This is a genomic window from Bacillota bacterium, from assembly GCA_033549065.1.
Taxonomy (GTDB): Bacteria; Bacillota; Dethiobacteria; order DTU022; family DTU022; genus JAWSUE01.
In genome coordinates, this window is the sequence record JAWSUE010000005.1 from 97,846 (window position 1) to 120,297 (window position 22,452).

Genomic DNA, 22,452 nt, shown 5'->3' on the forward strand with positions numbered 1-22,452 from the left:
ATTTATTCAGCTTAACAATTAAATAATCCCGGAAAAGTAGGGTGGGAAAATGAAATTTGAGCAACTGCTGAAGAGTAAAAAAGTTTTACTTATCGACGGCGGAATGGGTACTGAACTGGCAGTCCGGGGATGTGAGATGGGTGGAATCAGCAATTTAACTCACCCTGATTCGGTCAGAGAGATCCATCGTGAATACAGTACTGCCGGAGCTGATATCATTATCACCAATACGTTTACGATGAACAGAATCAGTATAGAAGCGCATGATAGTTTAATTGATGTCCAAATGGTAAACCGGGCCGGAGTTAAAATTGCAAGAGAAGCGGTTGGTAAGGATAAGCTTGTTTTCGGTGATTTGGGACCAACCGGCCAACTACTTGAGCCTTATGGAAATTTTACAGAAGAACAATTCATCAAAAATTATGCCGAACAAGCTGAGATCTTTGATGAAGAGGAGGTTGACGGCCTGATTATTGAGACAATGAGTGATCTTAGAGAGGCAGTTTGCGCTCTTAAAGCCTGTAAAAAAGTAAGTTCCCTTCCGGTTATTGTCTCACTGGCATTTTCAACTATTGACAAAGGGGGAAGAACAATAATGGGCAGTTCTGTTACCGAAGCGGCGAAAGCTGCAGAACAGTACGGAGCTGCAGCAGTTGGCGCCAATTGTGGTGATATCGACCCGGCCGGGATGGCCGAAATTGTCAAACGCTACAGAGAATCAACAAAACTGCCGATTATTGTCCAACCCAATGCCGGAAGACCGAAATTGATCAATGGCAAGACCATGTTCGACATGAGTCCTGATTATTATGCCGCAGGAGTTGTGCAATCAGTATTGAATGGTGCTTCTCTGGTTGGTGGTTGCTGTGGAACCACCCCGGCCCATATCGGGGCTCTCAGTAAGTCTATAGAAAAGTTAATGTAGAAAAGTTAATGCAGTAGGATTAAACCTTTTCGGGGGGCTGGTAGGCAACCCCGTAAGTTTCGACGGTTATTGATTTTATTTTTTGCTCAATATTCGGTTTATCGAAGCTGTCACGATCGACAGCTGCGATTTGATCTGCAGTGTCCATACCCTCCATTACGCGGCCGAAAGTGGCATACTGACCGTCAAGGTGTCCTGCATCAGCAACGGTAATGAAAAACTGGCATCCGGCGGAATCGTTATGCTGGGCGCGGGCCATTGAGACCATTCCGCGAGTATGTTTAAGGCTGTTGTTAAAACCATTGGCTGCAAACTCGCCCTTGATGTTATATCCCGGCCCCCCTGTCCCTTTCCCCCTGGGGCAGCCTCCCTGGATCATAAATCCGGGAATAACCCGGTGAAAAGTTAACCCGTCAAAAAAGTTGCTTTGGGCAAGATGAATAAAATTTCTTACCGTATTCGGAGCATTCTCAGGATCAAGCTCAATCATGATCTGATTTCCGTTTTCCATTTCAATAGTTGCCAGTGGTTTTTTATCCGGCATCGTTTAATTTCCTCCCGAATCGTTTATTAAGCCAATGTTAGTTTTCCCTCTTTATACTGTTTACGGCATAGAGACCGTTGAAGTTTACCTGAACTTGTTTTCGGCAGAGTTCCGGTTTTTACAAGGCAAATTTCTTTTAGCGAAACTCCGCAAACACTCAAAACCCTGTAACGGATATTTTTTTTGATTTCATCTGTGTTATTCTTAATTTCGGCAACAACTACTATAGATTCCTTCCCCTTGCTGCTGTCAATGCCAAAAGCGATGACATTACCTGCCCTGACTCCTTCAATTGCTCCGGCAGCCCTTTCGATATCTTCGGGATAAATATTGCGGCCGGCGACGATGATAATATCTTTGAGACGTCCGCATATAACCAATTCCGGGGGACCTCCGCCGGGTCCGGAAACGAAATAGCCGAGATCACCGGTGTGCAGCCATCCATCGGCCAGCAATTTTTCTGTAAGATCCGGTCGTTTGTAATAGCCGGAAGTTAATGATGCACCCTTTATTTGTAGTTCGCCGATTTCACGTTCTGTCAAAATCTTACCTGAATCCGGATCGCAGATTCTCATTTCAAGTCCGGGAACAGGAGAGCCGAGGAGAGGCAACCGTCGGGTTGTCGGTAAATTTGGATCAGAGGGGTTGGCGATTCTTTCATCTTCAAGCATTTTTCTGTCTACCGGGTCGCAAACCATGCCGCGCATAACCGGGGGAAAGGTGCCGGCAATGGTCACTTCTGCCATGCCGAAGGCGCAGAACTCAGCTCCCGGACGAAACCCATGTCTTTTAGCAGCTGCAACAAAATTTTCAACCGAGTCGGGATCTACCGGTTCGGCTCCGTTTAATGCAAGGCGGATATGGCTTAAGTCCAGAAAAACTCCACTATCGCTCAATCGCCTCAAAGCCCGGGTGGCTAAAATATAAGAAAAGTTGGGGCCGGCAGTGATTGTTCCCCTGTAGTCGCTAAGCCAGCACATCCAGTCCGCAGGGCCGGAGAGAAAATCCTGGGGTGCGGCAAGAACAAGTGAACAACCCTTGATCATTGCCGTGGTAAGGATGCCGATCAAACCCATATCATGATACAGGGGCAGCCAGGAAACCATTACATCATTTATCAGGTCCAGGTCAACCACTTTATCCATGGCATCGACATTGGCACAGATTGCCCGGTGGGGGAGCATCACTCCTTTTGGTTCTGAAGTTGATCCGGAGGTAAACTGCAGTATTGCAAGTGCATCCGGATCAGGTTCAACTTTACTGTAATCAAGCGGTTTTAGACCGGTTGAAGCCTGCAAAAGATCGTCGATCAGCATTACAGGGGGATCACCGGCTTGTGGCTCATACATTGCTCCGAGAGCAGGATCCAGTAATAATGCTTTTGCGTCACAATAGGCAACTGATGCCCTTGTCTGACTAACAAATTCGTTTAACGAGCTCATTCGCATCGGTATGGGTAATACAATAACACAACCACCCGCCAGCCAGATTGCCTGAATTGCAATAATCAACGGTCGATTGGTTAAACCGAGAATAGCGACATGATCGCCCGTTACAATGCCTTGTTTTTGTAGCGCTGCGGCCATTGCCTGGGCTTCCTCATACAGTTCAGCCCAGCTGATGTTTACCGGTTTTTCACCTCCGGCAGCTGAACCGACAAATGTTATCCCGTTGTGGCCACGTGCGACATGGCTTATTCTTGGTAGAAGGCTGTCAGTAATTTCAGTTTTAATATTTTCCATCCTTCATCCCTTCTCTTTTCGATGTCTAGTACAAATTGTATTTACACTAACCTGCTTATTGTAGCTTAAAATGCTGAACCATTCAACCCGTTAATAATAATTAACATAACGTCTAACTTTATAAATTTGGTATTATGGATTTGATTTTTAGCAGGTAACAGTAAACAAGGTTATAATTTAATTATGGGGGATTTTTGAATCGGTCACCAAATTGAGAATATATAGTTGGCATTAATGTAAAAAATATGTGGGGAGAGTGATTTGATTGAAGTGCGATCTGTGCAGAACAAACAGCCGTTACTACCGTTCTTTGATTGGTGTTGAGTAAAGAAGAAAGGATATCAAAATGATCAATGATCCTGTATCCAGGAGTGAGCGTGTTTTACTTATAGTTAATTCCCTATCTGAACATGGAGATCGTCGCTTCCGGTGGTTATATCAATTTACCGAGACAGCCGGTGTAGGGATAGCCAGACGTTTTCTTGGTAAACATTACCGTTTTATACATGTCTTAAAGGACCGAAATGCCAGCAGATCAAAATTCCTATCCTCGCTTGATCAGATTTTCAGAGATATAAGGGTTAACACCCTGGATCTCTTCATCCAGCTTCATGGTGAACCTGGCCGGATCAGATTTTATGACCAGTGGATTTCATCAAATCATCTGGGCCGGGAGATTACACGTATTTCCAGTACAGGCTGCCTGCGACTTGTATATAATCTATCCTGTTATGGTGATTCTCATTCCGCCGCTTTTCTCCGGAGCGGATTTAATGCATCGGTTGGAGCCTTTAAGGTCAATGCCAGTGCTGCCACGGAATACCCGAGATTCTGCAGGCTTTGGCCGAAAACCGGTATATATTCACGGTCAAAACTGGTTTTGTCCGATGTAGTCAGACGCTCTGATTCCCCCTTCTCCCGTAATACTCAGGATAGAATAGTCAGACGCTATTTCAGGGATGTAGATAGCATAAAAAGAATTAGGGGAAACAGCAACTTAACCATCAATACCTAGTGCTCTGCGTACTAAGTTATTAACTTAATAAACAATAAGTTAATAAAAGTACTCGGGATACTTGTTTTAACTTATTTTAGATGTTGAAACGGAAGTTGATGATGTCTCCGTCGGAGACAGTATAGTCTTTACCTTCGAGGCGGAAATGGCCGGCTTCTCGGACTTTAACTGTGCTGCCCAACTGCTGTAAGTAGTCATAGTGGAACACTTCAGCCCTGATAAAACCGCGCTCGATGTCGGAGTGGATTTTGCCGGCGGCTTCCCTTGCTGTTGTGCCCTCTTTAATGGTCCATGCCCTTACTTCATCTTCGCCAACGGTAAAGAATGAGATCAGGCCGAGGCGTTTGTAAGCAAGGCGGGACAGTTTACCCAACCCTGATTCAACAAGGTTTAGATCATCCATAAACGTTTGGCGATCTTCCGAATCAAGCTGGTTTATTTCCATTTCGACCCGGGCACTGACATTGATTGCCGGTATTCCAGTTTGGGCTGTAAATGTTTCTATTCTATCTTTGCCGGGATAATTTAACTTTTGCAGCTGACTTTCATCCAGGTTGATCACCAGGAAAAGAGGCTTTTCGCTTAAGAAAGCCTGTCCGTTTAGAATCTGTTTTTCAACATCGGTCAATTTAACACTACTGACAGGCTGCTCATTTTCCAGGGCGTCCAGTAATTTTTTGTAAATGGGAACCTGCAGGATGCTCTCTTTAGCTGCCTTATGATTATTTAGAAGACGGTCGATTCTTTTTTCCAGAGCATCAATATCAGCCAAAAGCAATTCTGCTCGGTAATTGATAAGATCACTATACGAAATGGACGGATCGGTCAAGCAGCCGTTATCGTTAAAAACTTTGAGGACCTGAACGAGAGCATCGGTGCTGCGCACTTCCTCCAGCAATCTTGAGGCGCGCGCCTTACTGTCTTTCATCTTTACCCCGGGGATATCTTTGAACTCAATTCGGGCATATGTCGTTTTACGTGGTTTGTATAGAGCGCTTAAATAATCTATACGCAGGTCAGGAACTACAGCACTGCCTACAATAACTTCATCAGCCATACCCATTCCGGTTGGCCGGTTATTATTAGTTAAAAGGTTGAATAAAGTCGTTTTACCCGCACCGGGCATACCTACCAAACCAATCTGCATTTACAATCATCTCCACTTTCATATGACCAACTTGCCTATTCTAACATAACAGCGCCATAAAGAAAACAACAAAAAGGATAAATTAGCCGATTAGTAGAAGATAAAATCATGCTGAAAACAATCTTAAGGCTGATATTACTGCTGATAATTTTCCCGGTTATTATCTTTTATCATCAGGGCTGTACCGAACAGCCGGAACCTGATCACCTTAAACCGGCTGAGGTGGAAGAGGATGAAGATGATAAACCGGATTTGATTGAAAAATTTATTGAATCCATGTCCCTTCGTCAAAAGGCTGCCGCGTTAGTGATAGTTGGACTGGAGGAAGATATGGTTACTCCGAACCTGGAAGATCGATGGCGCAGCTTTCCTTTTGGCGGAGTCATTATTTATGAGCGGAATATTATAAAAGACGAATGGCTTGTTGATTTTACCAATGAACTGCAGGATCTTGTACCTTCGGGCCGGTCACTTTTGATCTGTATAGATGAAGAGGGTGGTTCGGTATCCCGAATCCCCGAAATGGATTTTCCTTCAGCTTCGGAAATGGGGAATATGAGTGTAGAGGAAGTATACTCAATCGGGCTGGAGATGGCAGAAAGGCTTGCCGGTTATGGGGTTAACATGAACCTGGCTCCCGTTCTGGATATCAAAACAGACAGTCGAAACCTGGTGATTGGCAACAGGTCTTTCAGCAGCGATCCAGCCCTGGTAACAAGCCACGGGATTTCTTTTTTTCGGGGTTTAAATGATGGCGGTATAATTTCTGTCGGCAAGCATTTCCCGGGGCACGGCTCGACTGTTGAGGATTCGCACCTGGAATTACCGGTGTTGAATAAGAATCTGGAAGAATTACTGTCCTTTGAGCTGATTCCCTTTCAAAAAGGAATTGAGGCAGGTATACCGGTTATTATGACCGCTCATATTGTAGTGTCCGGTGTTGATGACAAACCGGCTACCATGTCTGCAGAGTTGATTGGGTTATTACGAAATGACTTCGGATATGAAGGAGTAATCATTTCTGACGATCTTGAAATGGCGGCGCTCACGGATAACTACAGTTGGGAAGAAATCATACTCGGAACATTCATGGCCGGTGTAGACCTGCTGCTCATCGGCCAGGACAGGGAGATGCAGGAAGAGGCGGTAATTATAATTGAAAATGCATACAACCAGGGTTTGATCACTGAAGATCGTTTGAATAGGTCACTATACAGGATACTAAAGCTTCAGGATGATTTCAACCTGCTGACTGCATATACCCCATAATATAATTAATTTTCCCAGGAAAATTTGAAGAGTGAAAGGAATGAGGGTAGATGTTTCTCAATAACAAAATTGACAAGGCTATGGAGCTTAAACTTGATAAGGAATTTTATCATATGCCCCGATTCAAAGCAGGAATCAGGCGCGCTCCGGCCAGGAATTTTACTCTGAGCAGAAACCAGGCTGAAATCGCTTTAAAAAATGCTTTACGATACATACCGCCGGAATTTCATGATAAACTTGCACCTGAATTCCTTGAAGAGTTAACCACCAGGGGACGGATTTACGGTTATCGGTACCGCCCGCCCGGAGATATTAAAGGTAAGCCTGTTGAACAATATTCAGGAAACTGTCTTGAAGGTAAAGCTGTTCAGGTAATGATCGATAATAACCTTGATTTCGATGTTGCGCTCTATCCATACGAGTTGGTTACCTATGGTGAAACCGGGCGGGTTTGTCAGAACTGGATGCAGTACCGCCTGATCAAAAAGTACCTGGAGGTTATGACTGAAAACCAAACCCTGGTTGTTGAATCAGGTCACCCCCTGGGTCTTTTCCGCTCTAAACCCGATGCGCCCAAAGTAATAATTACCAACGCTCTCATGGTGGGGATGTATGATAACCCGGAAGATTGGAATGTTGCCGAGCAGATGGGAGTGGCCAATTATGGTCAGATGACTGCCGGTGGTTGGATGTATATTGGACCCCAGGGAATCGTTCATGGGACATTCAATACCATTCTAAATGCGGGAAGGATCAAACTTGGTATCAGTGAAGATGAAGATCTGAAGGGATTTCTATTTGTCTCTTCCGGCCTGGGAGGCATGAGCGGAGCCCAGCCAAAAGCAGTTGAGATAGCCGGTGGAGTAGGTATAATAGCCGAAGTTGATCTATCCAGGATTAATACAAGGCATGAGCAGGGTTGGGTAGGTGTGGTTACCGGTGATATTGAGGAAGCATTCAGCTTGGCTTCAGAGGCCCAAAAATCCCGGAAACCTTTATCAATTGCATATCATGGTAATATTGTGGACCTGCTTGCTTATGCCGTAAAGTATGAAATTAAAATTGATCTCTTATCGGATCAGACTTCATGCCATGCCCCATACGATGGAGGTTATTGCCCTCAGGGCTTATGTTTTGATGAAAGAACAGACCTTCTGCGTCAGAACAGGGCGGAACTTAAGAGAAGAGTGGATCTTTCTTTAAGAAAACATTTTGAACTGATTCAAACCCTGGTCAGGAAGGGTACCTATTTCTTCGATTACGGCAACTCATTTTTAAAGGCAGTTTTTGATGCTGGCGTAAAAGAAGTCTCAAAAAACGGTTTGGACGAAAAAGATGGTTTTATATTCCCATCCTACGTGGAAGATATAATGGGCCCACAGCTTTTTGATTACGGCTATGGACCCTTTCGTTGGGTTTGCCTGAGTGGTAAAAAGGAAGACTTGAGAAAAACTGATCGAGTCGCTTCGGAATGCATAGACCCAAAACGGTGCGGTCAGGACAGAGATAATTATGTTTGGATCAGGGATGCGGAAAAGAACCACCTTGTAGTGGGAACCCAGGCTCGGATACTTTATCAGGATGCTTCCGGCCGGACAAGAATAGCCTTGAGATTTAACGAGATGGTCCGTAATGGAGAGGTTGGGCCGATCATGCTGGGCCGGGATCATCACGATGTTAGCGGTACCGACTCTCCATTCCGGGAGACTGCCAATATTAAAGATGGCAGCAACGTCATGGCCGAGATGGCAGTTCACTGTTTTGCCGGAAATGCGGCAAGAGGGATGAGCCTGGTTGCCCTGCATAATGGTGGCGGGGTCGGTATAGGTAAAGCAATCAATGGTGGTTTCGGGATGGTTCTCGATGGCAGTGAACGAGTAGACAAGATCCTTTCCACAGCTATGCCCTGGGATGTTATGGGTGGCGTAGCCCGCCGTGCCTGGGCAAGAAATGAACATTCCATAACCACAGCGATCGATTATAACCTGGATAACAGGGGAACCGATCAGATAACCCTGCCTTATCTTACCGATGAATCTATGATCAGCAACCTGGTCAAAAAGACTTTTAAATCATAACTGAAATTGAGCAAAATGCAGGGCGGTGAAAGAGATGAAGGTATCATTACTTGTGGAAAATGCAGCCCAGCTTGTAACATCCTCCGGTGCTTCAGCCAAACCTCTTGCCGGTTCAAAGCAGGGAGTACTAAATATAATTGAGGATGGTTCCATTGCAGTTATGAATGATCTGATTATTGCCGTGGGGACGACGGATCAGGTAAGAGCCCGGGTTGAGGTTTCTGCTGAAACAGAAGTTGTGGATGCCCGGGGGAAAATAGTTCTACCGGGTTTAATCGATCCACACACCCATGTAGTTTTCGGAGGTTCACGAGAATATGAACTATCCATGAAACTGCAGGGCATTCCTTACCTTGAAATTCTGGCTGGAGGAGGCGGAATTTTAAACAGTGTTGAAGCAACCCGGGCTGCTTCAATGGATGAGCTTGTTGCAAGAGGCATCAAGTACTGTCATCAAATGTTGGAACAGGGAACAACCACTGCCGAGGCAAAAAGCGGTTATGGGCTCTCCACGGAGGCTGAATTAAAAACCCTGCAGGCAGTACGTGAAGTTGATGCCAGCCAACCGGTCGATCTTGTGCCGACCTTTCTGGGCGCCCATGCTGTTCCAAAAGAATATAGGGAGGCGCCTGACCGCTACCTGGATCTGGTCATTGAAGAGATGCTACCCCTGGTTGTTAAGAATGAACTGGCACGCTATTGTGATGTTTTCTGTGAAGAAGGAGTCTTCTCTGTCGAACAGTCAAAACGGGTCTTGAGCGCAGCCCGTGATATGGGGCTTGAATTAAAAATACATGCTGATGAGATAGTTCCCCTGGGAGGTGCAGAATTAGCTGCAGAGCTCGGGGCGGTTTCTGCCGATCACCTGCTGGTTATTTCCGACAGGGGGATCATCAGGATGGCTGAAGCGGGAGTAATTGCTGTTTTACTTCCGGGAACCACATTTTATCTAAAAGAAGAGCATTATGCCCCGGCCCGAAAATTGATTGATGCCGGAGTTCCCGTTGCCCTGGCAACTGATTTTAACCCAGGGAGTTCCCCGAATAATAATTTACAGTTAATTATTAACCTGGCCTGTCTTTACCTGCGGATGACTCCCCCGGAAGTAATCAATGCAGTTACCATTAATGCTGCTCACGCCCTCGGTCGTGCTGCTGAAATAGGCAGCCTGGAAAAGGGTAAAAAAGCTGACCTGGTAATCTTTGATGCTCCCAATTATGATTATCTGGCCTATCGCTACGGGACGAACCTGGTTGACAGGGTAATCAAAAATGGCCGGATTTGCTTATAACAATCTGATAGAAATTTGTAAACCAAATATATTACAGGGGTGATAGTCCGGATGAATGAAGTTATTGACGACAGACTGCAGTTAAAGCCCGGTCTTGATTCGGCAATGCGTCTTTATCTTTTCGTGTTTCTTCTATTGCTTGTCCTGGGTTCAATATTCCAAAGCATCCATTTTGAACTGGGTATGATTGCAACCCAGTGGGGATTGATTTTGCCTCCTGCTCTCTGGTACTGGTCACGGTACCGGGTTGATAAAGCAGAATTTGCCAGGTTGCGAGGGTTAAAGCTGGTTTTTATCCCGCCGATTATCATTCTCTCCGCATCGTTCTGGATATTAAATATGGGGCTTGCTGCAGCGCTCGTAACCGGATTGATGGAACTGGGTTACCAGCCGATCACGGTTATTGAGCCGCCAAAAAGTTTAGCAGAATACCTGACATATATTGCAGTTCTTTCTTTTTCTGCAGGGATTTGCGAGGAGTTTTTATTCAGGGGAACTATTATGCCGGCGATGGAAGATCGTGGAAAGCTCCAGGCAGTTGTCTTCAGTTCATTTCTCTTCGCCCTTTATCACGTCTCTTTCACCAACCTGTTAAGCACTTTTATCCTGGGTTTGGTTATGGCGGTGATAGTAATTAAAACCGGTTCCCTGTGGGGAGGAATTCTCTATCATATGTTGAATAATTTTTATGCGGCCACATACCTGTATGCAGCGGGTAACGTTGAAGCCACGGCTGAAACAGATCCGGGAAGTTTCCTGGTTTTGATGCCCTTGTTTATCCTGGCCCTGGGGGGAGTTTTCTGGGGCATGAGGATCTTGAATAAACGTACCCATTCAGAACCGCTATTCGCCTATAGAAGCGGATGGCTGCCCCGTGGCTGGTTTAAATGGCCGCTGGCAATAAGCTTGATCTTATACCTGGTAATGGCTTTAATTGAATTTGCTCTCGGGTTTAGCTGGTTTGAATTTAATGGATTCTAATAATTATTGGTTGAAACTTAAATGGTAATCCACAATAATTTAAAGGAGGGATAATAATGAGTCTGCATGATAAGAGAATTGCCATTTTCCTGGAACAGCTGTATGAAGATCCGGAATTTTGGTACCCCTATTATCGTTTTATTGAGGCCGGAGCAGAAGTGACGGTTATTGCTCCGGAAGCAAAGGAATATAAAAGTAAGTACGGTTACCCTGCCCTGGCCGATATTTCAGCTGCTGAAGCAAAAGCGCAGGAATATGATGCAGTAATTATCCCGGGTGGATATTCACCCGATCATATGCGTCGTTCTGATGATCTGATCCGGTTTCTGAAGGAAGCTTACAACCTGGGGAAAGTGATTGCAGCCATCTGCCACGGACCCTGGATGCTGGCTTCGATTGGAGCTGCGAATGGTAAGAAGGTAACTTCTTTTTATTCAATCAAAGATGATCTGGTGAATGCCGGGGCCCAGTATCTTGATCAGGAAGTGGTCAGAGACGGAAATATCATTACCTCGCGGATGCCCAGGGATCTTCCTGCTTTCTGCCGGGAAGTGATCAAAGCTTTGTAAGGCTATCAAGCATATCCACCGGGGTGGTTTTTCATTTTAAGAAAAACACCCCGGTTTTTTGTTACCATTTCGATCCGGCCTGTAGCCAACAAATGATTTACATATTTTAATAACTCAGCAGGATGAAGGTCCATTATTGCCTGCAGATCTTCCACTGTACATGGTCTTCTGGAAAGAATCCGGAGAATTTGATTGGTGTAAGCTTTGTCACCAGAACCGGCAAAGGCGATGTAATCAAGGCGAGGATTATTCTTCAGATAATCTTCAAGCTCTGCGATTACGCTATCCACCGGTATATATTCCTTTCTGGTAATTGTTAAATCTGTTGTTTCACCGCATTCGCAGTAAACACAGTTCAGGGTACAGGTTTTATAAGGAATTAGATCGACGCCCAGAGAAATACCCAGGCGGCGTGATGGAACAGGTCCGAACAGGTGCTTCAGCTTCACTTTAATCACCTTCCAATCTACTTGTTATTTTACCCCGATTTTAAAAATATATCTGTACAAATGAAAAAACAAAAATAATTATTGATATATACCCAAAACTATCATAGTCTACACTAACGCATAGAATGGAGGCAAAGTTATGGAAGGTAAAAAAGGGACTGAGGATATTCGATTTGTTAAAGAGGGTGGTGCTATTGAGAAGCTTTCGCAGCCGGAAATGAGCAGTATCGGAAAAACTATTGCAGTGATGAGCGGGAAGGGCGGAGTCGGAAAATCTTCGGTTTCAGCATTGAAGCGATTGTAAATGGAGTTTCTGTTGTAGAATATTCAGGCGGGTCTACAAGCAGTAAGGTTGTAGAGACATGGGTTAATTTTGCATCACTGCTCAATTAAGATTGCCTTTCGCTGAACTATTTGTTACTATGAATTACCGGTATTATCCTACACTTAAAGGAGAGCTGACATGCCGCGCCCCTATAAGCCGAGATTTGTAAGCGCGAAGCCGCACGTTACTTTCTTTAAACCGGCCGGCATACCAAAATCTGCCCTGGGAGAGATTGTCCTTACAGTAGATGAATTGGAAGCTCTTAAACTGAAAGATATTGAAAAACTGGGACAAAGCGAATGTGCGGAGAGGATGAAGATTGCCCGGAATGCAATAGATAGTTAACTTGCAGATCACTTTTCGCAGTGAAGTGGTTATTGCCAGACTGGTAAATTAAAAATAAGCTATAATCCTTGTATAGCTTATTTTTTGGGAGCAGATTTTTGATGAATTATTTTAAAGCAAAAGATGAGAATTCCGCAGGGATTTTCTACGGGATTATTGCGTACCTCATGTGGGGCTTTCTTCCCTTGTACTGGAAATTGATGCAGGAAGTTCCGGCTGTTGAGATTTTAGCCCACAGGATTGTCTGGTCTTTTGTTTTTATGCTCCTGGTTGTTCTTCTGACTGGCGGTTTAAAAGAAACACTTAAAGTGATGGTTGTCAGAAAAAAGTTATTAATGATATTTCTGTGTGGGTTAATTATAAGCGTTAACTGGTTAACCTATATCTATGCGATAAATGCCGATCATGTGATTGAAACCAGTATGGGATATTACATGAACCCCCTGGTTGTGGTTCTTTTTTCAGTTATAATATTAAAGGAGAAAATGATGCGCTGGCAGGTAGTGTCAATAATTCTTGCTTCAATTGGAGTTTTGATCATAACCTTTCAATACGGAAGAATCCCCTGGATAGCTCTTTTCCTGGCAGTAACATTTGCTCTTTACGGACTCATTAAAAAGATTATCAAACTGAACCCTGTAACAGGTTTGGTTCTTGAAACCCTTATAGTGTTGCCGGTGGCCTTAATTTATATCTTTAGCCTGGAATCAACCGCTTCCGGAGCGATGAGCAGTTCACCGGCAGCTCTAAAGTTTATATTGGCCGGGACAGGAATCATTACCGCAACCCCTCTTTTATTTTTTGCACGCGGAATAGAGTTGACAACTTTCTCAATGATGGGATTTTTACAGTATATTGCTCCCTCGATTACTCTGCTGCTGGGTATATTTATCTTTAAAGAAGATTTTACAGTGCCTCATATAATAAGTTTTGGATTTATCTGGGTTGCGCTGGCAATATTTACCCTGGCCAATGTTGGAGTGTTGAAAGAACCGGAGTTGTTAAAAGTAAAAGTTTAAATATCGGCAGAAATATTTTCAAATGCATTAGACAAGCAAAAATGGTAATGGTATAATAAATACCGACAATTAAATAGAGGCCTGTCAGGTGTTGTAAGACTTAATAAGGGAAGCCGGTGAAAATCCGGCGCGGTCCCGCCACTGTAAGTGGGAAGCATCTCCGAAATGCCACTGGTTTAGTATACCGGGAAGGCGGGGGATGCAGTGAACACGAGCCAGGAGACCTGCCTGATAGCGCGCTTAACCCCTTCGGGCGAAAGGGTAAGGCGGGGTAAAAACCACGTTTTCCTTACCGTGGTTTTTTGTTTATATAAAAAGCTCCAGCTTTCCCTGATGAATGCTGGAGCTTAAAATTTTAAAAGGAGCTGTGAAAACTTGAAAAAAGGCCTGTTTATTTTTATTGTTTTGTTGTTTGGTTTTATGCTGTTAATGGCCGGATGCAGCGGCACTGATAACGGGGTTGAAACTGATCTTCAACCGGATTCAGATAAGGTTACAAGTCCTCCCCTGCCAGAAATGCCGATTGTTATCACCGATCAGATGGGCCGCGAGGTAGTGATTGAAGAAATTCCCCAGAGGATTATCTCACTTTCCCCGAGTAATACGGAAATAGTTTTTGCCCTTGGTTTGGGTGATAGGGTGGTCGGTGTTACAGAATACTGTAACTATCCTGCCGAGGCTCTGGAAAAAGATATCGTTGGCGGATTTTCAACCCCCAATATTGAGAAAATAATTGAATTGGAGCCGGACCTGATCCTTGCTTCGACCATTCATGAAGAGGAAGTTCCCCGTCTTGAAGAACTGGGGATTCCGGTAATGGTAATTGAATCTTCTACAGTGGCTGATTTGTTTGTCAGTATCCAGCTGGTCGCCATCGTTGCTGATGTGCCTGAAGCCGGAGAAAGCCTGGTATCATCCATGCAGGACAGAATTAATGCTGTAGGATCAGTTGTCGCTGAAGTGGACCAGGATGAAAAGATTAAGGTATACTATGAAGTATATTCAGACCCCGTTATGACGGCGGGACAGGGAGCTTTTATCAACGAGATAATTACCCTGGCCGGTGGAATAAACATTTTCGGTGACATCAATGAAAATTATCCCCAGGTCAGCGCTGAAGTTGTTGCTGAAAGACAGCCGGATATTATTTTATACCCCGATTATCATGGGACTGCGGATTTGGTTCTTGATTCTATGGCCGGCAGGCCTGGATGGGAGAGTATACCGGCAATTCAGAACAGCCGGATTCAAGCAGCTTCAGATGATATTTTTGCCCGACCGGGCCCGAGGATTGTTGAAGCGATTGAAGAAGCAGCGAGACTTTTTTACCCGGAACTGTTCTAAACATTAAAGTGAGGTAATAACAGCTGTTACATAAAAGTATTTTTACTGAAAAAATAAAATCGGGAGGCATAACCAGGCCGTTATTCATGACTGGGCTGGTTATGCTGCTATTTTTAACGATTGTCCTGGGTACGATGCTTGGGGCGGTTTCGATAGGATGGCGAAATATACTGGTTATGCTCTTTGATGCACTCCCTTTCTATTCTTCTGACAGGGCACTGGAAATAGCCCCGGTATACAGAGATATTCTGCTGCAGATTCGCATACCCCGTGTTTTACTGGCAGCTGCTGTTGGAAGTTCGCTGGCTGTTTCGGGAGCAGTTTTCCAGGGGTTATTCCGAAACCCTATGGCAGATCCATATGTTATCGGTATATCTTCCGGGGCTGCCCTTGGAGCCGTTTTTGCCATGCTCAGCGGATTTTCCCTCTCCGTCGGAGGTTTTGGTGCTGTACCCCTATTCGCCTTTTTCGGGGGTACTTTAACGATTTTGCTCGTTTATAGTATGGCCAGAGTTGGCCGTGCTGTCCCGGTAATGACCCTGTTGCTGGCCGGGATAGCTATCAGCTCATTTCTTTCAGCTCTTGTTTCACTTCTCACTTATTTTGCCGGAGAAAAGCTCCACCAGGTAATATTCTGGTTAATGGGTGGCCTGAGCGGGGCAACCTGGCTGCAGGTTAAGGTGATGGTGCCTTATGCTTTGATCGGTTACTGCTGCGTATCTCTTTTTTCAAGAGAACTCAATGCCATGCTCCTGGGTGAAGAAACTGCCAGTCACCTGGGAGTAGATACGGAAAAGGTTAAAAAGATTCTTCTGGCAGGAGCTTCATTTCTTGTTGCTGCAGCGGTTTCAACCAGCGGGATAATTGGCTTTGTCGGCCTTGTGGTTCCTCATTTCATAAGGTTGGTTGCAGGCCCGGATCATCGTTTCCTCATCCCTGCCTCGGCACTGCTCGGAGGGATTTTACTAATTGCTACAGATACACTGGCCCGGGTGATTATTGCTCCGACAGAGTTACCGGTTGGGATAATTACCGCCCTCATTGGTGCGCCCATGTTTATATACCTGCTGAAAAAACGAAAAAAATTAAAGTATTTTGGTGGTGGAGGTTAGCAGCTTGGGTATAAATATTGATGTACAAGGATTAAAACTAACCTATGATACTCATCCGGTTCTGGACGGTACTGAATTTACAGTTGCAAAGGGCGACCTGGTGGCGTTATTAGGGGCAAATGGTGCGGGAAAATCAACACTACTGCGCTGTATCAGCAGAATACTGCTTCCAAATTCCGGCTCTATACTTCTTGACGGGCGGGAGCTGCAGAGTTTTCGGACCAGGGAAGCTGCCCGGTTGATGGCAGTAGTTCCCCAGGAAACAGCTGCGGATTTTGATTTTACCGTTGAAGAAATTGTAATGATGGGTCGTTTTCCTTATTTGCGTCGATTTCAGAAAGAAGAGCAAAAAGATATTGAGATCGTGCGACGTTCCATGGAAATGACCGGTGTTTCACATCTTGCAGAACGGTCGATCGCTGCGCTGAGCGGTGGAGAAAAGCAGAGGGTAATTATGGCCAGGGCAATTGCCCAACAGCCTGAAATACTTTTGCTGGATGAGCCGACAGCCAACCTGGATATTGGCTATCAGTCAATGCTGCTTGAACTTGCTTCGCGGCTAAATCGTGAACAGGAAGTTACAGTTATTGCTGCCATTCATGACATAAATCTTGCGGTACACCACTTTAACCGTTTTATCCTGCTTGCCGGTGGGCGTGTTCTTGCTGCCGGCAGAGCTGAAGAAGTTATCACTGCTGAAAACATTCAAATGTCTTACGGGGTCCCGGCATCTACGTACCGCCACCCTCTTCACGGTGTTTTACAGGTCAGTGTAATCAGAAGTAAAGATTCTGAAAAGCAGCAAAACTCAGGGTTTAAAGTGCATGTAATCGGTGGTGGGGAGGAAGCCCTACCGGTTTTGGAATTGCTAAACCAGGAAGGATTTCGGATAACAATTGGCCCGGTTTCGACCCAGGACAGCAGCTGCCGGTTTGCCCATTTTCATAGTTTGCCGGTAATAATATTCCCCCCCTTTACCAGCATGAATAGCTCTCATAAGGAGGAGCATCTTAAACTTTTAAGGGAAGCCAGTGTGGTAGTTATACCGCCAATTCCCTTTGGTGAAGGGAACCTGCCGATTTTTGAAGAAGTAGAGACGGTCTTAAAAGAAGGAAAGCAGTTATTTCTTATTGACCCCGCCGGAGTAGCAAAAAGGGATTATAGTGATGGAAGAGCTGCAGAGATGGTCAAGCGATTTATTGATGAAGGGGCGATACCTCTGGCCGATATAAACGAACTGTCATCGGTTTTATCAACAGGAGGATATTTAAAATATGAATGAATTCCGGAAGGGTCAGTTGATATTGATTACAGGCGGCGTTCGCAGTGGGAAAAGCACCTTTGCCGAAGGGCTGGCCGCTAATAGTGGGAAAAAGACGATATATCTTGCAACATCCCGGATCGAAGATGATGAGATGCGCGAACGGGTGGCCCGGCACCGGATGAGAAGGCCTGCAGATATGAAGACAGTTGAAGAAGCGTTTAAACCGGATCGTGTTTTGACTGAAGAGGGTAAGGAGGGAACCTTTATACTGATCGACTGCCTGACTATGCTTTTGAGCAATCGTCTTTTAGAAGACCTGAACAGCCATGGAGCGGTAATGCAGGGAGAAGATATTTTTGCTGATGAAAAGTTACTGAAAGATTCTGCTCAACGAGTGCTGAGCTATATTAAAAATTTTGCAGAAATAGCAAAGAACTGTCCTGCAGATGTCGTTATTGTTACAAATGAGGTAGGGATGGGTGTCGTACCGAATTATCCGGTTGGGCGTGTATTCCGCGATCTCTCAGGCTGGGCCAACCAGGCAATAGCAGCTATTGCCGATCAGGTTTGGTTGGTTATCTGCGGTATTCCGCAGCAGATCAAGTAGAAATTAAATGGACCGCCTCGGTTTATTTTTAACAGCATTGATACTAGCCGGTATTTGTGATTGGTTATTCGGTGATCCCCCCGGGCTTCCACATCCTGTTCGCCTTTTGGGCCGGGTTATTACCAGACTTGAAAGTATTGCAATCAGATTGTTCGTATCGCCCGGAAATTTGATCTTCGCTGGATTTTTGATTACCGCTGTTACAGCAGGCGCTTCGGTATCAGTGGTGTTGTTGGTCATTTCAGCTGCATATAAAACGCATCCTATCGCCGGTTTTGTTGTAGAAACTTACTTAATCTTCACCGTGATCGCCGGTGGAGATCTCAGAAATCATGTCGTCAGGGTTAAAGAGGAGCTTGAAGGGGAAAATCACGTAAGGGCCAGATCACAGGTGGCCATGCTGGTCAGCAGGGACACTGAAATGCTTGATGAAAACGGTATTTCAAAAGCTGCATTGGAAAGCTTGTTTGAAAATAGTGCAGATGGATTTGTTTCCCCATTATTCTATATAGCATTGGGCGGACCGGCCGGGGCAGTTTTATTCAAAACTGTGAGTACGCTTGATTCAATGTTAGGTCATAAAAGCGGGCATTATTATTATCTCGGAAGATTCCCTGCCAGGTTGGATGATCTGCTGAATTTTATACCGGCGAGACTTACAGCGCTATTAATATTACTGGCCGGGGCTGGACAGGGAAGATTTACCAGGGGATTAAAGGTTTTGCAGCAAGATCACGGCAAACATGAAAGCCCAAACAGCGCCTGGCCTGAAGCTGCAGCTGCCGGAATTCTCAATGTCAGACTTGGTGGGGTTGATAGCTACAAGGGCAGGGTAAAAGAACGGCCTGTGATCAATGAAACGGGAGATATGCCCCGTAAGGATGATCTGGGTAAAGGTCTTTCATTATATTTTCGAACAACCCTAATTGCTTTTCTATTATTAGCAAGCCTGGCCTGGTGGCTGAGATATATGGAGGGAGTTTATTTTTGAAAAATTACCTGCGAGCATTGAGCTTTTTAACCGTTTTACCTCTGCCTTTCGTTTTGTTTAAGGAAGGAAGTGATGACCTTTCATCATCTGCTTCTGCTTTTCCACTGGCTGGTGCAACAATTGGCCTGATTATCGGTTTTATTTCCCGGGTATCATTGAATGTTCTTCCAGCAGCCTTTGTTGCAGTACTCTATCCCGTTTTCAGTTTCTTTCTGACCAGGGGAATTCATTTTGACGGGATGGCCGATACAGCCGATGGTTTGATCGGAACTACCAGCAAAGAGAAAGCTTTGAAAGCGATGGAAGATAGTGCTGTCGGTGTAATGGGCGCTGTTTCTGTATTTTTAATCTGCCTGTTAAAAATATCCTTACTGGCCAATTTACAGCTTCAGGCTTTTTTGCTCGCAGTGTTATTTATGCCTATGGCTGGAAGGTGGGCGATTGTTTACAGTGGTACCTGGTATCAGCCTGCAAGGAACAAGGGATTAGGCGATCTATTTTTAAGGGGGCTTACCGTGCCGATCTTGTTGAAGGCTTCTCTGGGTGCCCTGGTCTTACTAGTTGCTATTCTCTGGTTTAACGCTTCCTATGCAGTATCCGTCCTGGCCGGATTTGCAGCTGCTCTCGCTTCAGCTCATCTACTCGCGTGGTATGCCTCCCGGCGACTTGGCGGCTTAACCGGAGATATCCTCGGTGCGGCAAATGAGATAGGGGAACTGTTCTTTATAATTTTCTTTTATATACTGCTGAATAGTTCTCTTGCTGCAGATGGTTCAAGTTGGGTGGTGAATATAGTTGCTGCTATTATTTAATGAGGAAACAGGTGGGCACGGTGGAGATTTAGCGGAGGCTTTGGAAAAATGGAATCCACCGGGAGGTAAATTCATCGATTTCAGCAGCAATATCAACCCACTCGGTCCGCCCCCCGGTTTACTTAAACATCTGCGCAATGTCATGCCTGAAATGATCTCCTATCCTACTCCCCAGGCCCGGATACTCCGTGAGGAATTGGCGCGATTTTTTGAAGTCTCAGCTCAAAGACTCGTGGTGGGCAACGGGGCGAATGAATTAATACACTTCATCATCCTCCACAACAAACCGGGAAGGGTATTTGTCCCCGCGCCATCTTTCTCGGAATATGAAAGAGCAGCAAATTTATCCGGATCTGAGGTAATCTATTATTCAATCTTTCCGGAAGAGAAAATATACCTGGAAAAGCTCCCGGTAAAACCGGCTGAACAGGACCTGATTGTAGTCTGCAACCCAAACAATCCAACCGGCACTATTTTCCCCCGTTCTGATTTGCTTGAATTAATTGATCATGCCGAAAAAGCCGGTGCTTCAGTTATGCTGGATGAAAGTTTTATGCTTCTGACTGGAACAAATAGTGATAGCCTGTGTAATTTCCCCTCGGATAACTTGTGGGTGGTGGTTTCTTTAACAAAGCTTTGGGGTTTGCCGGGCCTGCGCCTGGGGTGTATGATTGGCCCCGCTGAAGAAATAAACCGGATAACCCGTTACAGCGACCCCTGGCGGGTTAATACCATTGCTCAGAAAGCCGGACTCTACTGTATTAAATGTCATGATTATCTTAATAAAACTCTCGAATTGATCAATACTGAACGAAGCTACCTTGTTCATCAGCTAACGGGATTGAAATGTTTTGAGATATATAAGGGTGCGGCCAATTACCTCTTAATTAAAGGAGTTAGCGACGGCTTTAATGTGATTGAGCTGCAATCCTACCTTGCCGGCAAAGGTATTCTGATCAGAAGAGCTGATAACTTTAAAGGTCTGGATCACCGGTTTTTCAGAATAGCCATCAAAAAAAGGATTGAAAATAAAGAGTTAGTCCGGGAGTTGACCAGATGGGTTCAAAAAGAAGTTTAAAAACAAATAATAAGATTATGGTTCAGGGTACCGCTTCTTCAGTGGGGAAAAGTGTTTTATGTACTGCATTATGCCGCATATTCAAACAGGATGGTTATAGTGTAGCACCCTTTAAATCTCAGAATATGGCATTGAATTCTTATGTTACCGCAGATGGGGGTGAGATGGGTAGAGCCCAGGTAATGCAGGCCGAAGCAGCCGGAATCGCGCCGTTGGTTGAAATGAATCCACTATTGTTGAAGCCAACCTCTGATCAGGGCTCACAGGTTATAGTGATGGGTAAACCGGTAGGCAATATAACTGCGATGGATTATCAGGAGTGGAAGAATAAATTACTGCCGGTAATTGACGACGCCTACAATAGACTCTCCAATCAATTTGATGTTATCGTAATTGAAGGTGCAGGCAGTCCGGCCGAGATAAATCTGAAAGATAATGACTTTGTTAACATGGGGCTGGCGAAAAGAATCGGAGCCCCGGTTTTATTGGTCGGGGATATCGATCGCGGTGGTGTGTTTGCTTCGCTTTTCGGTACGGCTGCTCTTTTAGATGATGATGAAAGAAGCTTGCTGAAGGGAGTGGTTATTAATAAGTTCAGGGGAGATCCGGAAGTGCTTAAACCCGGATTGAAGCAGCTTGAAGCACTGATTAACCTGCCGGTATTGGGTGTAATCCCTTATTTTAATATTGTTTTGGATGATGAGGATAGTGTAACGGATAGGTTTAAAAATAATCGTATGGAAAAAGTCTTAAATATTCAGGTAGTACTTTTACCGCGTATTTCTAACTTTACTGATTTTAACCCGCTTGAAATTTTTGAAGATGTGAATCTGGCATATATCCACAAGCCGGAGGAGATTGACAATCCGGATCTTTTAATAATACCGGGATCCAAAAACACTATAGAAGATCTTTTATTTCTGAGGGAAACCGGCTGGACAAAGCCTATTCATGATTATGTTCAAAATGGTGGTTTTCTGATGGGAATATGCGGTGGATTTCAAATGCTGGGAATGAAATTATCAGATCCCCGAGGCATGGAAAGTTCATTAGCTGAAATAAGCGGTTTTGGCTTTCTTGATTTTGAAACAAAAATAGAGAAAGAAAAATTAACGCAACAGGTAGAAGCCTATTGGGGTTACAGTGATGATCGGTTTTTCACCGGAATGAAAGGGGAAAAGATAACCGGATACGAAATTCACATGGGTCAGACTACTTATTTTGATACAGATAATATTATTTTAGTGCAACCGGAAAACAGGTGGGATGGTGCTGTCGGAGTGAATGGCCAGGTTTTCGGTACATATATTCATGGAATTTTTGATAATCTTTCATGGACAGAAAAATTGTTGAATCGGCTAAAAGCGCTCAAGGGGATAAGTAAAAAAAGCCAATCGCCCTATAAAAATTTCAGAGAATTCAAGGAAATAGAGTACAACAAACTTGCAGATCTGGTCCGGGCTAATATTGATATGAATGAGATTTACAAAATAATTGGTTTAATTAACTAACAAAACTTCAATGATCGTGAAAGGAGATTGATGC

Annotated in this window: 22 protein-coding genes and 1 riboswitch; of the genes, 18 read left to right on the forward strand and 4 right to left on the reverse strand. The window is 44.7% G+C overall.

Annotated features, from left to right (window positions below):
* Window positions 1–49: 49 nt before the first annotated feature.
* On the forward strand, window positions 50–925 hold the full coding sequence (locus tag SCJ97_04745) for a homocysteine S-methyltransferase family protein (GenBank protein ID MDW7739350.1): 876 nt from the start codon (window positions 50–52) through the stop codon (window positions 923–925).
* Window positions 926–944: 19 nt separating this feature from the next.
* On the opposite strand, the gene SCJ97_04750 is transcribed toward SCJ97_04745, so the two are convergent.
* Window positions 945–1,469 carry a peptidylprolyl isomerase gene (locus tag SCJ97_04750; protein MDW7739351.1) on the reverse strand — a complete coding sequence of 175 codons (525 nt, stop codon included), beginning with the start codon at window positions 1,467–1,469 and terminating at the stop codon, window positions 945–947.
* Between the two features lie 26 nt (window positions 1,470–1,495).
* The gene (locus tag SCJ97_04755) at window positions 1,496–3,211 is read right to left on the reverse strand and encodes an AMP-binding protein (GenBank protein ID MDW7739352.1); all 1,716 of its coding nucleotides are present in this window, start codon (window positions 3,209–3,211) and stop codon (window positions 1,496–1,498) included.
* Between the two features lie 346 nt (window positions 3,212–3,557).
* On the opposite strand from SCJ97_04755, the gene SCJ97_04760 reads away from it, so the two are divergent.
* The gene (locus tag SCJ97_04760) at window positions 3,558–4,226 is read left to right on the forward strand and encodes a hypothetical protein (GenBank protein ID MDW7739353.1); all 669 of its coding nucleotides are present in this window, start codon (window positions 3,558–3,560) and stop codon (window positions 4,224–4,226) included.
* A gap of 76 nt (window positions 4,227–4,302) precedes the next feature.
* Here SCJ97_04760 and SCJ97_04765 read toward each other — a convergent pair whose 3' ends face one another.
* Window positions 4,303–5,373, reverse strand: a complete 1,071-nt coding sequence (locus tag SCJ97_04765; GenBank protein MDW7739354.1) for a DUF933 domain-containing protein — start codon at window positions 5,371–5,373, stop codon at window positions 4,303–4,305.
* Window positions 5,374–5,481: 108 nt separating this feature from the next.
* On the opposite strand from SCJ97_04765, the gene SCJ97_04770 reads away from it, so the two are divergent.
* Genes SCJ97_04770 through SCJ97_04790 form a run of 5 tightly spaced genes read left to right on the forward strand, consistent with a single transcriptional unit; the run spans window position 5,482 to window position 11,561 of the window.
* The gene (locus tag SCJ97_04770) at window positions 5,482–6,642 is read left to right on the forward strand and encodes a glycoside hydrolase family 3 protein (protein MDW7739355.1); all 1,161 of its coding nucleotides are present in this window, start codon (window positions 5,482–5,484) and stop codon (window positions 6,640–6,642) included.
* Between the two features lie 50 nt (window positions 6,643–6,692).
* Window positions 6,693–8,720 carry a urocanate hydratase gene (locus SCJ97_04775; protein MDW7739356.1) on the forward strand — a complete coding sequence of 676 codons (2,028 nt, stop codon included), beginning with the start codon at window positions 6,693–6,695 and terminating at the stop codon, window positions 8,718–8,720.
* A 34-nt stretch (window positions 8,721–8,754) separates the two neighbouring features.
* Window positions 8,755–10,011 (forward strand): imidazolonepropionase, encoded by a 1,257-nt coding sequence (gene hutI / locus SCJ97_04780; GenBank protein MDW7739357.1) that lies wholly within the window; start codon window positions 8,755–8,757, stop codon window positions 10,009–10,011.
* Between the two features lie 51 nt (window positions 10,012–10,062).
* On the forward strand, window positions 10,063–10,992 hold the full coding sequence (locus SCJ97_04785) for a CPBP family intramembrane glutamic endopeptidase (GenBank protein ID MDW7739358.1): 930 nt from the start codon (window positions 10,063–10,065) through the stop codon (window positions 10,990–10,992).
* A 56-nt stretch (window positions 10,993–11,048) separates the two neighbouring features.
* Window positions 11,049–11,561 (forward strand): type 1 glutamine amidotransferase domain-containing protein, encoded by a 513-nt coding sequence (locus SCJ97_04790; protein MDW7739359.1) that lies wholly within the window; start codon window positions 11,049–11,051, stop codon window positions 11,559–11,561.
* 5 nt (window positions 11,562–11,566) lie between these two features.
* On the opposite strand, the gene SCJ97_04795 is transcribed toward SCJ97_04790, so the two are convergent.
* Window positions 11,567–12,010 carry a hypothetical protein gene (locus SCJ97_04795; GenBank protein ID MDW7739360.1) on the reverse strand — a complete coding sequence of 148 codons (444 nt, stop codon included), beginning with the start codon at window positions 12,008–12,010 and terminating at the stop codon, window positions 11,567–11,569.
* Window positions 12,011–12,149: 139 nt separating this feature from the next.
* On the opposite strand from SCJ97_04795, the gene SCJ97_04800 reads away from it, so the two are divergent.
* From SCJ97_04800 to SCJ97_04850, 11 genes are all read left to right on the forward strand, one after another.
* Window positions 12,150–12,314 (forward strand): hypothetical protein, encoded by a 165-nt coding sequence (locus SCJ97_04800; protein ID MDW7739361.1) that lies wholly within the window; start codon window positions 12,150–12,152, stop codon window positions 12,312–12,314.
* 159 nt (window positions 12,315–12,473) lie between these two features.
* Complete coding sequence (locus SCJ97_04805) at window positions 12,474–12,680, forward strand: DUF134 domain-containing protein (GenBank protein MDW7739362.1); 207 nt, start codon at window positions 12,474–12,476, stop codon at window positions 12,678–12,680.
* 101 nt (window positions 12,681–12,781) lie between these two features.
* A complete protein-coding gene (rarD, locus tag SCJ97_04810; protein ID MDW7739363.1) occupies window positions 12,782–13,699 on the forward strand; it encodes an EamA family transporter RarD in 918 nt (305 codons plus the stop codon).
* A 69-nt stretch (window positions 13,700–13,768) separates the two neighbouring features.
* Window positions 13,769–13,946: riboswitch (cobalamin riboswitch) on the forward strand.
* 128 nt (window positions 13,947–14,074) lie between these two features.
* Window positions 14,075–15,043: a cobalamin-binding protein gene (locus tag SCJ97_04815; protein ID MDW7739364.1), complete on the forward strand. Its 969-nt coding sequence runs from the start codon at window positions 14,075–14,077 to the stop codon at window positions 15,041–15,043.
* 86 nt (window positions 15,044–15,129) lie between these two features.
* Window positions 15,130–16,155 (forward strand): iron chelate uptake ABC transporter family permease subunit, encoded by a 1,026-nt coding sequence (locus SCJ97_04820; GenBank protein MDW7739365.1) that lies wholly within the window; start codon window positions 15,130–15,132, stop codon window positions 16,153–16,155.
* A gap of 4 nt (window positions 16,156–16,159) precedes the next feature.
* Entirely contained in the window at window positions 16,160–17,437 is a 1,278-nt protein-coding gene (locus SCJ97_04825; GenBank protein MDW7739366.1) for an ABC transporter ATP-binding protein, read from the forward strand.
* Window positions 17,430–18,026 (forward strand): bifunctional adenosylcobinamide kinase/adenosylcobinamide-phosphate guanylyltransferase, encoded by a 597-nt coding sequence (cobU, locus tag SCJ97_04830; GenBank protein MDW7739367.1) that lies wholly within the window; start codon window positions 17,430–17,432, stop codon window positions 18,024–18,026. The genes SCJ97_04825 and cobU overlap by 8 nt, the downstream gene beginning before the upstream one ends.
* Window positions 18,027–18,033: 7 nt before the next feature.
* The gene (gene cbiB / locus SCJ97_04835; protein ID MDW7739368.1) at window positions 18,034–19,017 is read left to right on the forward strand and encodes an adenosylcobinamide-phosphate synthase CbiB; all 984 of its coding nucleotides are present in this window, start codon (window positions 18,034–18,036) and stop codon (window positions 19,015–19,017) included.
* Window positions 19,014–19,829 (forward strand): adenosylcobinamide-GDP ribazoletransferase, encoded by an 816-nt coding sequence (gene cobS, locus SCJ97_04840; protein ID MDW7739369.1) that lies wholly within the window; start codon window positions 19,014–19,016, stop codon window positions 19,827–19,829. Before cbiB ends, cobS begins: the two co-directional genes overlap by 4 nt.
* A complete protein-coding gene (locus tag SCJ97_04845) occupies window positions 19,813–20,907 on the forward strand; it encodes a threonine-phosphate decarboxylase (GenBank protein ID MDW7739370.1) in 1,095 nt (364 codons plus the stop codon). Before cobS ends, SCJ97_04845 begins: the two co-directional genes overlap by 17 nt.
* Complete coding sequence (locus SCJ97_04850) at window positions 20,886–22,418, forward strand: cobyric acid synthase (protein MDW7739371.1); 1,533 nt, start codon at window positions 20,886–20,888, stop codon at window positions 22,416–22,418. Before SCJ97_04845 ends, SCJ97_04850 begins: the two co-directional genes overlap by 22 nt.
* Window positions 22,419–22,452: the final 34 nt, after the last annotated feature.

What these genes read in the sequence shown, in the direction of transcription:
- SCJ97_04745 (MDW7739350.1), top strand. Translation starts at nt 50, where the DNA reads ATGAAATTTGAGCAACTGCTGAAGAGTAAAAAAGTTTTACTTATCGAC.
- SCJ97_04750 (MDW7739351.1), bottom strand. Translation starts at nt 1,469, where the DNA reads ATGCCGGATAAAAAACCACTGGCAACTATTGAAATGGAAAACGGAAAT.
- SCJ97_04755 (MDW7739352.1), bottom strand. Translation starts at nt 3,211, where the DNA reads ATGGAAAATATTAAAACTGAAATTACTGACAGCCTTCTACCAAGAATA.
- SCJ97_04760 (MDW7739353.1), top strand. Translation starts at nt 3,558, where the DNA reads ATGATCAATGATCCTGTATCCAGGAGTGAGCGTGTTTTACTTATAGTT.
- SCJ97_04765 (MDW7739354.1), bottom strand. Translation starts at nt 5,373, where the DNA reads ATGCAGATTGGTTTGGTAGGTATGCCCGGTGCGGGTAAAACGACTTTA.
- SCJ97_04770 (MDW7739355.1), top strand. Translation starts at nt 5,482, where the DNA reads ATGCTGAAAACAATCTTAAGGCTGATATTACTGCTGATAATTTTCCCG.
- SCJ97_04775 (MDW7739356.1), top strand. Translation starts at nt 6,693, where the DNA reads ATGTTTCTCAATAACAAAATTGACAAGGCTATGGAGCTTAAACTTGAT.
- hutI (MDW7739357.1), top strand. Translation starts at nt 8,755, where the DNA reads ATGAAGGTATCATTACTTGTGGAAAATGCAGCCCAGCTTGTAACATCC.
- SCJ97_04785 (MDW7739358.1), top strand. Translation starts at nt 10,063, where the DNA reads ATGAATGAAGTTATTGACGACAGACTGCAGTTAAAGCCCGGTCTTGAT.
- SCJ97_04790 (MDW7739359.1), top strand. Translation starts at nt 11,049, where the DNA reads ATGAGTCTGCATGATAAGAGAATTGCCATTTTCCTGGAACAGCTGTAT.
- SCJ97_04800 (MDW7739361.1), top strand. Translation starts at nt 12,150, where the DNA reads ATGGAAGGTAAAAAAGGGACTGAGGATATTCGATTTGTTAAAGAGGGT.
- SCJ97_04805 (MDW7739362.1), top strand. Translation starts at nt 12,474, where the DNA reads ATGCCGCGCCCCTATAAGCCGAGATTTGTAAGCGCGAAGCCGCACGTT.
- rarD (MDW7739363.1), top strand. Translation starts at nt 12,782, where the DNA reads ATGAATTATTTTAAAGCAAAAGATGAGAATTCCGCAGGGATTTTCTAC.
- SCJ97_04820 (MDW7739365.1), top strand. Translation starts at nt 15,130, where the DNA reads ATGACTGGGCTGGTTATGCTGCTATTTTTAACGATTGTCCTGGGTACG.
- cobU (MDW7739367.1), top strand. Translation starts at nt 17,430, where the DNA reads ATGAATGAATTCCGGAAGGGTCAGTTGATATTGATTACAGGCGGCGTT.
- cbiB (MDW7739368.1), top strand. Translation starts at nt 18,034, where the DNA reads ATGGACCGCCTCGGTTTATTTTTAACAGCATTGATACTAGCCGGTATT.
- SCJ97_04850 (MDW7739371.1), top strand. Translation starts at nt 20,886, where the DNA reads ATGGGTTCAAAAAGAAGTTTAAAAACAAATAATAAGATTATGGTTCAG.